Source organism: Erythrobacter sp., assembly GCF_023653175.1.
In the GTDB taxonomy this organism is placed as follows: domain Bacteria; phylum Pseudomonadota; class Alphaproteobacteria; order Sphingomonadales; family Sphingomonadaceae; genus Erythrobacter.
In genome coordinates this window covers 37857-50347 of sequence record NZ_JAMNXL010000007.1, presented here as the reverse complement: position 1 = coordinate 50347, position 12491 = coordinate 37857, and the positions used below count along the sequence as shown (strand labels likewise).

Here is a 12491-nt window from a genome sequence, read left to right as displayed (position 1 = left end):
GGTCGCGCTGATGGACGATGCCGAGACCTCGCATCCGTTCTACTGGTCGGCCTTCGCGGTGGTCGGCGACGGCGCGGCGCGGCTGGCGCGCTGAGCGCAGGCCGGCACGGGTTCAGGGGGCAGGGGGATGAACGAGACAGCAGAGGCCCGCTTCGGCGCCCGCTTCGGCTGGCTCGCGCGCGGCTGGCGCAATGTCCGCGAGGCGGGCGGGGTGCAACTGGTCGCGACGCTCGTGGTGCTTGGCCTTGCGCTGTTCATCGCCCGCTTCAGCTGGGTGCTCCCCGGCGGCGAGCCGACCCCGCTGACCAGCGAAGCCGAGCGCGCCTTCTATGACCTGCGCGCCTATTACTCGGCCGACCTTGCACCCCAGGACAATCGCATCGTGCTGGTGGTCTATACCGACCAGACCCTGATCAACGCCCGCAAGCGCTCGCCGCTCGATCGCGGGATGCTGGCGCGCACCTTGCGCAATCTCGACCAGATGGGCGCGCGGGCGATCGGCATCGACATCCTGTTCGACCAGCCGCAGGACGAGGACGCGGACCTCGTCGATGCGCTACGTGGCATGCAGACCCCGGTCGGCGTCGCCTATGCCAACCTTGCCACCAATCAGGAAGACATCGTCTACGAGCAGCAGCAATATCTCGAGGCGTTCCAGGCGCAGCTTGAAGGCAGCAAGTCGGGCCCGGCCAGCATCCGGCTCGACAACACCTTCGGCGCGACCCGTGTGTGGCCGACGATCGTGCCCGGCCTGCCCCCGCTGCTCGGGCGCGCGATGCTCGCCGAGGCGGGCCAGTTGCCGCCCGCCTTTGCGCCTTATCAGGGCGCGATCGATTACCGCCGCGCCAAGTTCGTCGACGAGCCGCTGTTCGCCTCGCTGCAGATCGACCTGCTCGCCGATCCCGACCCCGATGTGCTGCCCTTCCTCGCCGAGCAGATCCGCGGCAAATACGTCCTGATCGGCGGCGATATCGTCGACTATGACCGGGTTGAGACGACCTTCACCTCGATCAATGGCGAGACCCCGGCGGGGATAGCGGTCCATGCCGAGATCATCGCCCAGATGCTCGATGGCCGCGCATTGGCGCCGATCCCGGTGTGGATAATGTGGGCGATGGCGGTGCTGGTGGTGCTTACCGCAGGCCTGACCGCGCTGCTCGAATGGCCCGCGCGTCGCTTGGCGCCGGTGCTGATGGTGCTGCTTGCCGCCTTCACCGGCATTCCGGTGTGGCTCCAGTTCCAGAATGTCGACACCTATGGCCTGCCTGCCTTCGGCTGGCTGATCGGCTGGATCATGGCCTTCACCGCGGTCACTGCCGCAGCCCGCGCCTCGGGCGCGGTGCAGCGCAACTTCGCCACCGGCGCGCTCGGCAAATATATCCCGCGCGACATTGCCCAGGCGATCATCGACCGGCCCGAACTGCTCAGCCTCGGGGGCGAGAAGCGCGAGATCTTCGTGCTGTTCAGCGATCTGGAGGGCTTCACCAAGATGAGCCACGCGATCCCGCCGGAAATGGTCGCCAAGCTCCTCAACCGCTATCTCGACATGCTCAGTCAGGTGGTGCTCGACCACGGGGGCGTGATCGACAAGTTCGTGGGCGATGCGGTGGTCGCCTTCTGGGGCGCGCCGATCAGCCGCCCCGACGATGGCAACCGCGCCGCGCGCGCGGGCTATGCGATGTGGCAGGCGGGCGAGGCGTTCCGCGCCGAGGTCGCCGCGATGGACCCCGATCTGCCGAAGATCGGCAAGACCCGCGTGGGCCTTCACTATGGCGAGGCGGTGATCGGCAATTTCGGCGGGGCGACGCGCATCCAGTATACTGCGCTCGGCGATTCGATGAACACCGCCGCGCGATTGGAGGCGGCCAACAAGGCGCTCGAATCGAGCGTCATGGCGAGCCGCGAATTTGCCGAGGCCTCGGGGCTCGACTGGTGGCGACCGATGGGCCGGGTGCGGCTGCGCGGCCGGGCGCGGCCGGTCGACCTGTTTGAACCGGCACCCGATTTTCCGGCGGATGACCGCGCGCATCTCGCCGAGGCGAGCACGCTCGCGGCAACCGATCCGGCCGCCGCGCGCGCGCTGGCCGAGGCGGTCGCGGCTCGCCATCCGGAGGATTCAGCGTTAGGCAATCTTGCCCGGCGCATGGCAGCAATTGACGAGGGAGGAACCTATGTTCTCGATTAGCATCAAGCATCGCCTGGGCGCGCTGGCACTGGCGGGGGCCGCGTTGGCCTTGCCGGCGGCGGCAATGGCGGGGGTGGTGGTCAAGTCCACCGGGCCGTCTGCAACCCGCTATCCGGTCGGCTCCAAGGTCGACGACAATGCCACGATCACGCTGAAGGCGGGCGATGTCATCACCGTGCTGACCGCGCAAGGCACGCGCGTCATCAAGGGCGCGGGCACCTTCCGCATTGGCGACCGCCCGCAGGTCGCCGCCGACCGCTTCGCCTCGCTGACCCGCAAGCGTGCCGCCACCCGCGTGCGCACCGGGGCGGTGCGCGGCGAGGCCGAGGGCAATCCCACCAATCCCAGCCTGTGGTATGTCGATGTCACCCGCTCGGGCACGGTGTGCCTCTATGACCTGGCCACGGTGCGCCTGTGGCGGCCCGGCGCGCCCGACACCATCACCTACCGCATGTTCCACCGCGAGAACGGCGCCTCGGTCGATGTCACCTTCGACGAGACGGTGACGGTCGCGGCGCTCGATCCGGCGCGCCTGCCGATTGTCGAGGGCGCGCCCTACACCATCACCGGGCCCGACAACGCGACCAGCGCGCAGGTCAGTTTCGTGCTGCTCGAAGGCGATTTCGAGGCACCCGACGCGCTCGGCGAGGCCTTGATTGCCAAGGGCTGCACCGTGCAACTGGAGCTGCTCGCCGCGGGGCTCGAGGATGACGCCGAAGCGACCGGGGGCTGAACAGGCGCGCACCGCCTGCCGATTGCCTGTTGCATCGTGGCCCCAAGCTTGGGACAAGGGCGGCGGGGTCGGCCTGACGGGGGAATCGGGACGCGGTGCGCCACGGAACCTTTGCATCAAGCGACAGTCATCGCGCGGGGGCGCGGCTGACGGTTTTGCAAGGGCTGGTTGGACCGGGTGACGGGCATCTCGGGGGGGATGGGATGAGACAAGTTCTGGCGGATCTGATCGCTGGCCGCGTGGCACGGGGGGCCTCGCGTCGCCTGCTTGCGCGCATCGCCGCAGTGCTGGCGCTGGCTGCGATCTACCCAGTCTCGACCGCGCTCGGCGGGGGCACCTTCGAGGGCGTGGCGACCTGCGCCGGATCGACCTGCCACGGCCGGGCCGAGGGCAATGGCGCGGTGGTCCGGCAAGACGAGATCGCGACCTGGCAGGAACCCTCCTCGCCCAGCGGCGCGCATGCCCGCGCCTATGCCGTGCTCGGCGGGCGGCGCGGCCAGCAGATCGCGGCGAGCCTCGGGCTCGGCAATGCGCAGAGCGCGCCCGCCTGTCTCGGCTGCCATGCGACCAATGCGCCCGCAGGCCAGCGCGGCGCGAAGTTCACGCTGACCGACGGGGTCGGGTGCGAGAGCTGCCACGGCGCTTCGGGCGGCACCTGGCTCGCCGAGCACTACGCGCTGCCCGCCACCCACGCCTCCAACATCGCCGCGGGCCTCACCCCGCTCGACAACCCTCAGGCGCGCGCAGGCGTGTGCCTCGATTGCCATTACGGGTCGAGCAAGCCCGGCCAGTTCGTCACCCACGCGATGATGGCCGCGGGCCACCCGCGCGTCTCCTTCGAGCTCGACCTGTTCAGCGCGCTTCAGCAGCACCACCAGATCGACGGCGATTATGTCGCGCGCAAGGGCTCGCCCAGCTCGGTGCGCTTCTGGGCCGTCGGGCAGGCCGAAGCGGTGCGGCGGTCGACCAGCCTCTTTGCCCAGCCCAAGTTCGGTTACGAGGGCGCGTTTCCGCAGTTCTATTTCCTCGATTGCCACTCGTGTCACCGCACCATCGCCGACGGCCCGCAAAGGAAGCTCACCTTCGAGACCAATCCGGGACGTCCGATCCCCTTCGGCAACCCGCCCTTCAACGACGAGAACATGATCATGCTCTCGGCCGTCGCAGGCGCGCTGGTGCCCGGCGAGGCGGGTGCCTATCAGGCTGCCGCGCGCGACTTCCACAATGCGTTTGGCGCCGGCCCCGCCGAAGCGCGGGCCGCCGCGCAGGCGTTGTCGGTGCGTGCAGGGGCGCTTGCTGCTTCATTGGCGGGTCGTGGCTATGCCGATGCCGACGCTTTCCGGGTGATCGCGATCATCGCCGGCGAGGCGACAGCGCCGCGCTTCACCGACTATGCCGGATCGGTGCAGGCGGTGATGGCGGTCGATACGCTGCTCAATGCCCTCGTGCGCGAAGGCCGGGTGACGCAGGGCGCGGCGGCCGGGATCCGCGGCGATATCGCGCGGGCCTACAAGGCTGTCGAGGAGCCCAATGCCTACCGACCGGCCGATTTCCGCGCCGCATTGAAGGCGGCAGCTGGCGCGATCGGGCGGCTGAAATAGGCATGCGGGGGGGGACCACCACCTTCTGGCTGGCCGCAAGCGCGCTGGTGCTCACCGCCTGCGGGGGCGGGGGCCCATCGAGCAATGGCGGCGCGACCGGCGGGACGGGGCCGACGCCCACGCCCACCCCGCCACCGTCGGGACAGGTGTTCTCCGTGCCCGCCGCCGAGAGTCTCTCGAGCGCCGAGGTCGGCACGATCATCGCCCAGGCCGCCGCCGAGGCGCGCGGGCGGGGCGTTGCGGCGACCATCGCGGTGACCGACCGGGTGGGCAATGTGCTCGCCGTCTTCGCCATGCCCGGCGCTGCCGCGACCGCGCGCATTCCGGCCGGGCCCGACGGCACCAGCCGCGATGCGCAGGGCCTCACCATTCCCAGCGCCGGTGCCGCAATCGCCAAGGCGATCACCGGCGCCTATCTGTCGAGCGGCGGCAACGCCTTCTCGAGCCGCACTGCGAGCTTTATCGTCCAGGAGCACTTTCCCCCGGCGCCAACCACCGCGGGGCTCGAAAGCGGCCCGCTGTTCGGGGTGCAGTTCAGCCAGCTCCCCTGCTCCGACCTCGCCGCGCGCGCGAGCGACGGGCTGATCGGCCCAAAGCGCTCGCCGCTCGGCCTTGCGGCGGACCCGGGGGGCTTCCCGCTCTATCAGAACGGCGTGGTCGTCGGCGGGATCGGGGTGATCGCCGATGGCACCTACGGCTTCGACCCCAATGTTCTCGACCGCGACACCGATGTCGACGAGGCGATCGCGCTCGCGGGCACAGTGGGCTTCGAGGCCCCGGTCACTATCCGCGCCGACCGCATCACCGCCGACGGCACTTCGCTGCGCTACACCGATATCGAATACCCCCAGCTGAGCGCTGTGGCTGGGGCCAGCTTCGCTGCGACCGCGGGCGCGCTGGTGCCGGTCATCGGATATTACAGCGGGGCAGGACTGCTGAACGGCGCGACCTACGGCAGCGAGACCTCGGGCGTGCGCGCCTCGACGCCCGCCGAGTTCGCCAATCGCGATGCCTTCGTGCTCTCCAACGGCGCGGGCGCGAACCGCTATCCGGTGCGCGGCGGCACCGATGCGGGCGATGTGGCCGCGCCGCTGACCGCCGCCGAGGCGCGCGTGATCCTCGAGGAAGCCTTCACCGTCATGAGCCGCGCGCGGGCGCAGATCCGCCAGCCCTTGGACAGCCGTGCGCAGGTGACGATTAGCCTTGTCGACACGCGCGGGGCCGTGCTCGGGCTGGTGCGCTCGCCCGATGCGCCGATCTTCGGCATCGACGTGAGCCTGCAGAAGGCGCGCACCGCCAATTTCTTCTCCGGCAATTTCGCCGCCGCCGAGCTTTCCGCCACGGCGGGCGAGGTGCCGCAGTTCGTCACCCGGCTGCGGACCTTCCTTGGTGATGCGAGCGCGCTGACGGGCGGCACGGCCTTCTCCGACCGCGCCAATGGCAACCTCTCGCGGCCCTATTTCCCCGATGGCGAGGTGGGCCAGCTCAATGGGCCGTTCTCGCGACCGATCCAGCAGTTCAGCCCCTTCTCGACCGGCTTGCAGAGCGCGCTGGTGGTCGGCAATCTCGCGCAGCATCTGGGCTTCGTGACCGGAGCGAGCGCGCAGGACACGCCGCGCGCCTGCACGGGCGTGCCCAATACCGCAGGCGGCACGCCGCGGTTGGCTAACGGCATTCAGATTTTCCCCGGCTCGGTTCCGGTCTATCGCGGCAATGTGCTGGTCGGCGGCATCGGCGTTTCGGGCGACGGGATCGATCAGGACGACATGATCAGTTTCCTCGGCCTCCACAATGGCGCCGCGCGCGCCGGGGGCGGCCTCGGCAATGCACCGGCTGCGATCCGCGCCGACCGGATCGTGGTGCAGGTTGGAAGCCGCCAGGTGCGGCTGCGCTACGTCAATTGCCCCTTCGCGCCGTTCATCGGCAGCAGCGAACAGAACGTGTGTCAGGGGCTGTAGATGAGCGCGCTGCTGCCCGCCCTGCTGCTGCTTCAGGCCGCACCACCGGAAGAGGCGACGCCCCCGGTTGCGCCGCCCGGAGAGGCTCCTGCGCAGCAGGACTGGGAGCAGGACGTGCCCCCCGTCGACCCGGGCATCATCGAGGGCCGCGAGCGCCCGGGCTACACCGCGCCCCTGCCCGAGAAGATCGAGCAGAACAATGCAGGCGCAGTGCGCGCCCCGCCTCCGCAGGCTTTCCCTACCGAGCAGGTGCCGATCCCCGATCGCTGGCGGCTGATCCAGAGCTTGGGCCTCGTGAAAGAGAACCTGCTCGATCCCTACAACCAGAACACGCTCAAGGGCGACCGGCCGATCGACCGCGCGAAGGTGCCGTGGCTGCCGATCAAGGAGGATGACTGGTTCTTCGTCGCCAACCTGATCAGCGACAGCGTGTATGAACCGCGCACCTTCCCCATCCCCGTCGGCGTGCAGACCACCGAGGATCCGGACCGCAACGACGTGTTCGGCAACGACTTCAGCCAGGTGTTCAGTCAGACCTTCATCGCCGGCTTTGCGCTCTTGAAGGGCTCGACCACCTTCAAGCCGCCGACCATCGAATACCGCGTCACGCTCGCCTACAACGTCAACTATGTCGACGTGCCGGAACGCCGCGTGCTGTTCGTCGAACCCTCGCGCTCCTCGCACCGCTTGGACGATTTCCTCGGAGTGCAGGAAGCCTTCGTCGATTACCACTTCAGCCAGTTCGACAATGACCGCTTCGATTTCATCTCGATCCGCGCCGGGATCCAGCCATTCCAGTCGGACTTCCGCGGCTTCCTGTTTAACGACCAGCAATTGGGCGTGCGCCTGTTCGGATCGCGCGACAACAACCGTTTCCAGTTCAACCTCGGCGCCTTCTGGCGGCTGGAGAAGGACACCAATAGCGGCCTCAACGATGTCACCCAGGCCCCGCGCGACGATTTCGTCTTCGTTGCCAACGCCTACCGGCAGGATTTCCTGATCCCTGCGCTGACCAGCCAGATCACGGTGGTCTACAACCGCAATCGCGAGAGCGACGATATCCAGATCGACGACAACGGCTTCCCGGTGCGTCCGGCCTTGCTGGGCACCCTCAGGGGCCGCGAATATGACGTGGTCTATCTCGGCTACAATCTCGATGGCCGCGTGGGCCGGGTGAACCTGACGGGAAGCTTCTACTGGGCGCTGGGCGAGGACCGCAATTCCTTCCTCACCGATCGCCCCGCGGACATCAACGCGCAGTTCGCGGCGGTGGAAGCGAGCTACGACAAGGACTGGATGCGCTTCCGGCTCTCGGCAGCCTATGCCAGCGGCGACTCTGATCCCTATGACGACACCGAAGGCGGGTTCGACGCGATCTTCGAGAACCCGGTGTTTGCGGGCGCGGACACCTCCTACTGGATCCGCCAGACCATTCCCTTCGCCGGCGGCGGGCGCGTCATCAGCGTCAACGGCAGGAACGGCCTGCTCAATTCGCTGCGCTCCTCCAAGGAGCAGGGGCAGAGCAATTTCAACAACCCCGGCCTGATGCTGCTGGGCGCGGGCGCGGATTTCGATCTGACGCCGGAGTTCCGTCTCACCGCCAATGCCAACCACCTGTGGTTCGAGAACACCTCGGTGCTTCAGGTGCTGCGCAACGAAGGCTCGATCCCGCGCGAGATCGGCTTCGACCTCTCGGCCTCGGCAATCTGGCGGCCCAAGGCCAACCAGAACCTCGTCTTCCGCCTGTCCGCCGCGACGCTGCTGGCAGGCGACGGTTTCCGCGACCTGTTCACTTCCCGCGGGGGTGGAAAGGAATTCGTCTCGATCCTCGCCAACGTGGTGCTGACCTACTGATGCGCGCGCTCACCCATCCTTTCGCTCGCCACCTTGCGCTGATCGCCGCAGCGCTGGTGCTGGCCGTGTCCCTGTTTGCGGGGCAACCTATGGCGTCCGACAAGGAGAAGCCGGTCAAGCGCGACTACAGCCTGGTGATCGCGCCGCCCGCGCCGCAGCGGCAATCGGTGGCGGAGATGGAAGGCAAGTCCGAAGGCTGCCTCACCTGCCACGTCAAGACCGACGCGCCGACGATGCATGTGAGCCCTGCGGTGCGATTGGGCTGCACCGATTGCCACGGCGGCAATGTCAGCGTGCGCGGCAACAGCGAACTGCCGCACGATCACCCCGACTACGTCGCCGCCCGCGATGCCGCGCATGTGCTGCCCAAATACCCCAAGTCCTGGCACTTCCCCTCCTCGGCGAACCCCGAGCGCTCCTATGCGCTGCTCAATCAGGAATCGCCGGAGTTCGTGAAGTTCATCAACCCTTCGGACTACCGCGTCGCGCGCGATGCCTGCGGGGCGTGCCACATTCAGGCGATCGAGAGCGCCGAGCGCTCGATCATGGCGACCGGCGCGATGCTGTGGGGCGGGGCGAGCTACAATAACGGGATCCTGCCGTTCAAGAACTACCTCCTGGGCGAGGCCTATACGCGCGAAGGCGATGCGGCGAAGATCACCTCGCCGGGCGCAGGGCCGGGGGGCAAGCTCTCGGAGGACCAGGTTGCGCGCGGGGTGCTCGCCGAAATGTATCCGCTCCCCACCTGGCACGTGATCCCGCCGGGCGACGTGTTCCGCGTGTTCGAGCGCGGAGGGCGCACGATCAACTCGCAGTTCCCGGAGATCGGCCTGCCCAACCCCTCGGGCTCGATCCAGCGGCTTGAAGAGCCCGGGCGGCCCGATCTCAAGCAATCGAACCGTGGGCCGGGTACGGGGCTGCGGGTGGCGATCCCGGCGCTCAACATCCACAAGACGCGCCTCAACGATCCCTTCACCTGGTTCATGGGCACCAACGACCAGCCGGGCGATTACCGCCACTCGGGCTGCGCGTCCTGCCACGTGGTCTACGCCAATGACCGCGAGCCGCGCCATTCGCTCACCTATGCGCAATATGGGCGTGACGGGCAGAGCATCACCGCCGACCCCACTATCGCCGGCAAGATCGCCCATGCAGCGGGCTATGACGACGGGCATGGCGGGACGAAGCCGGGCGGCCACGGCGCGGTCAAAGAGCCGGGGCATGAAGATCACGCCGATGATGGCGCGCTGCGCACGGCGTCGGGCGAAGTGAAGGAAAGCGGCCACCCGCTCCAGCACGTCTTCACCCGCGCGATCCCGACCAGCCAGTGCATGAACTGCCACATGCACCAGCCCAACATCTTCCTGAACAGCTTCCTCGGCTACACCATGTGGGACTATGAGAGCGACGCGCCCTTCATGTGGCCCAAGGAGCAGAAATACCCGACGGCAGCAGAAGTCCGCGCCGTCACCGACCGCAATCCCGAAGGCGCCGCGCCCAAGGGCAACTGGGCGGACCTCGATTTCCTGCGCAACGTCTATGACCTGAACCCGCAATTGAAGGACACCCAGTTCGCCGACTATCACGGCCACGGCTGGAACTTCCGCGCGATCTTCAAGCGCGACCGCGAGGGCAATCTGCTCGATGCGGGCGGCGCGATTGTCGACCCCGACGATCCGGAGAAATGGCGGCGCGAGGGCGAGGGCAAGTTCGTGCCCCCCGGCACCAATCCCGGCAAGGCGGTCCACCTGATGGACATCCATGCCGAAAAGGGCATGCAATGCGCCGATTGCCACTTCGAGCAGGACAGCCACGGCAATGGCCTCATCTATGGCGAGGTTGCCAACGCGATCGAGATCACCTGCAAGGACTGCCACGGCACCGCCGATGCCTATCCCACCTTGCGCACCAGCGGCCCGGCCGCGCCGCCCGAGGGCCACAACCTTGCCCTGCTGCGCAACCCGGACGGCAAGCGCCGCTTTGAGTGGCTCGAGGGGCCCGACGGCAGGCAAAGGCTGGTCCAGCGCTCGATCGTCGATCCCAGCCTCGAATGGGAGATGAGCCTCGTCAGGGACTCGGTCGATCCTGCCACGCCTGCCTTCAACGCCAAGGCGGCGCGTGCGAAACTCGTCAGCCGATATGGCGCGGAGACCGGCAATTTCGAATTCGGCACCGGCATCTCCGAACCCGACCGCGCGCACCGCGAGCCGGAGATGGCCTGCTTCACCTGCCACCTGTCATGGACGACGTCGTGCGGCGGGTGCCACCTGCCGATCGAGGCCAACTGGAAGACCCCCGTCCACCGCTACGAAGGCGGCGAGACGCGCAATTTCGCGACCTACAACCCGCAGGTCGCGCGCGACGAGATGTTCCAGCTCGGCAAAGGCATGACCACCAAGGGCAATCAGGTGACGCCGGTCCGCTCGTCCTCGGCGCTGATCTTGTCCTCGACCAACATCAACCGCGAGCGGATCTATGTGCAGCAGCCGCCGATCTCGGCCATCGGCTTTTCCAGCCAAGCCTTCGCGCCGCACTTCCCGCACACCGTCCGCCTGACCGAGACCAAGACCTGCACCGATTGCCACCTCTCCGCCAAGGAGGACAACAATGCGATCATGGCGCAGCTCTTCCTGCTCGGCACGAACTACGTCAACTTCGTCGGCCTCAATGCGTGGAGCGGTCTGGAGGGCGGGTTCCAGGCGACCCGCGTGACCGAGTATGACGAACCCCAGGCGGTGATCGGCTCCTATCTCCAGCGCTATGCCTATCCCGATTACTGGAAGCTCCATGTCGAGCAGAACGGGCGCGAGCTGAAGAACTGGACCCGCGGCAAGACCTTCGATGCCAAGCTCAGCGGCGAGACCCAGCCCTTCGAGGAATTCGCCAATGTCCACGAAGGCACCCCGGGCCGCGTCGGCTGTCTGCAACTGCGCGGCGAATACATGTTCGTGGCCGAAGGCAAGGGCGGGTTTGTCGCCTATGACGTCGCCAGCATCGCCAACAAGGGCACCTCGGAGCGGATTCTGAAGGGGCCGTTCTCCGCGCTGGGCCACGACACGCAGGTCAAGACCACCAACGCGACCTGCATGGCGCTCGCCACCAACCAGCCGATCGCGCCGACCCGCAACACCGAGGCGATGCGCGCTGCCAATCAGGAGCAGGCCTTCAAGCCGATCTACAACTATGCCGCCGTCACCGACGCGGTCGAGGGCCTGATCCTCGTCAACGTCAACACGCTGGCGGACGGCGAATTCCGCAACAACAAGCTCACCCGCAAGGTCTATGCCGATGGCTCGACGGCGTGGAACCCGGGCGGGGTGCTGGATGGCGCGCGGCACATCGTGCTTGCCGGAGAGATCGCCTACATCACTGCGGACAAGGGTCTGGTTGTGGTCGACCTTGCCGATCCCGCCACGCCCAAACTCGCCGCGGTGCGCGAGCTTCGCGATGCGCGGGCGAGCGCGGTGCAGTTCCGCTACCTGTGGGTGACCGATGCCGAAGGGGTGAAGCTGTTCGACATCACGCGCCTGCACGATCCGGTCGCAGTGCCCGAGGGAACGGTGCCGCTCGCCGACGCGCGGCGCATGTATATCGCGCGCACCTATGCCTATGTCGCCGCGAAAGGCGACGGGCTGGTGATCCTCAATGTGACGAACCCGCGCAGCCCCAGGGTGTACCAGCGGGTGACGCTGGACGGGACGCTGAACGATGCCGAGGACGTGATCGTCGGCACCACCAATGCCTCGCTGTTCGCTTACGTGGCGGACGGGCGGAACGGGGTGAAGGTGCTGCAACTCACCAGCCCCGAAAGCCAGCGGGGCTTCTACGGCTTCAGCCCTGCGCCGATCCCCGAGCTGATCGCCTGGGCCAAGACGCCGACGCCCGCGATTGCCATGTCCAAGGGCCTCGACCGCGACCGCGCGGTGGACGAGACCGGCGGGCAGATGGCGGTGTTCGGCCGCCTCGGCTCGCGCCCGTTCACGAGGCCGGAGATGGAGCGGATGTTCATGACCCGTAGCGGCATCCCGTGGAAGGTCACCGACGATGTCGACATGCAGCGCTGGGTCGGTCTGGCCCCGGTGGGGGCGCAACGGGCTGCGCGGAAGTAACTTTCTCGTTTGCGTGCCCGCCTCCGCGGGCACGTCCTCGGCGCTGTTCCT

6 protein-coding genes are annotated in these 12491 nt (G+C 67.8%); all 6 read left to right on the top strand.

Annotation, left to right across the window (positions count from 1 at the left end; translation table 11 throughout):
* Positions 1–127: 127 nt before the first annotated feature.
* The 6 genes from NBV68_RS01885 to NBV68_RS01860 all read left to right on the top strand — a co-directional run bounded on the left by NBV68_RS01885 (position 128) and on the right by NBV68_RS01860 (position 12440).
* A complete protein-coding gene (locus NBV68_RS01885) occupies positions 128–2185 on the top strand; it encodes a CHASE2 domain-containing protein (protein WP_296306742.1) in 2058 nt (685 codons plus the stop codon).
* Complete coding sequence (locus tag NBV68_RS01880; RefSeq protein WP_296306739.1) at positions 2172–2918, top strand: hypothetical protein; 747 nt, start codon at positions 2172–2174, stop codon at positions 2916–2918. The genes NBV68_RS01885 and NBV68_RS01880 overlap by 14 nt, the downstream gene beginning before the upstream one ends.
* Before the next feature lie 203 nt (positions 2919–3121).
* Entirely contained in the window at positions 3122–4519 is a 1398-nt protein-coding gene (locus tag NBV68_RS01875) for a multiheme c-type cytochrome (RefSeq protein WP_296306738.1), read from the top strand.
* 2 nt (positions 4520–4521) lie between these two features.
* Positions 4522–6477: a heme-binding protein gene (locus NBV68_RS01870; RefSeq protein ID WP_296306737.1), complete on the top strand. Its 1956-nt coding sequence runs from the start codon at positions 4522–4524 to the stop codon at positions 6475–6477.
* Positions 6478–8331, top strand: a complete 1854-nt coding sequence (locus NBV68_RS01865) for a hypothetical protein (RefSeq protein WP_296306735.1) — start codon at positions 6478–6480, stop codon at positions 8329–8331.
* Positions 8331–12440 (top strand): hypothetical protein, encoded by a 4110-nt coding sequence (locus tag NBV68_RS01860; protein ID WP_296306732.1) that lies wholly within the window; start codon positions 8331–8333, stop codon positions 12438–12440. Before NBV68_RS01865 ends, NBV68_RS01860 begins: the two co-directional genes overlap by 1 nt.
* The last annotated feature ends 51 nt before the right edge of the window (positions 12441–12491 follow it).

Excerpts from the sequence above, each read along its gene's own strand:
- NBV68_RS01870 (WP_296306737.1), top strand. The coding sequence starts at position 4,522 with ATGCGGGGGGGGACCACCACCTTCTGGCTGGCCGCAAGCGCGCTGGTG.
- NBV68_RS01860 (WP_296306732.1), top strand. The coding sequence starts at position 8,331 with ATGCGCGCGCTCACCCATCCTTTCGCTCGCCACCTTGCGCTGATCGCC.
- NBV68_RS01865 (WP_296306735.1), top strand. The coding sequence starts at position 6,478 with ATGAGCGCGCTGCTGCCCGCCCTGCTGCTGCTTCAGGCCGCACCACCG.
- NBV68_RS01875 (WP_296306738.1), top strand. The coding sequence starts at position 3,122 with ATGAGACAAGTTCTGGCGGATCTGATCGCTGGCCGCGTGGCACGGGGG.
- NBV68_RS01880 (WP_296306739.1), top strand. The coding sequence starts at position 2,172 with ATGTTCTCGATTAGCATCAAGCATCGCCTGGGCGCGCTGGCACTGGCG.
- NBV68_RS01885 (WP_296306742.1), top strand. The coding sequence starts at position 128 with ATGAACGAGACAGCAGAGGCCCGCTTCGGCGCCCGCTTCGGCTGGCTC.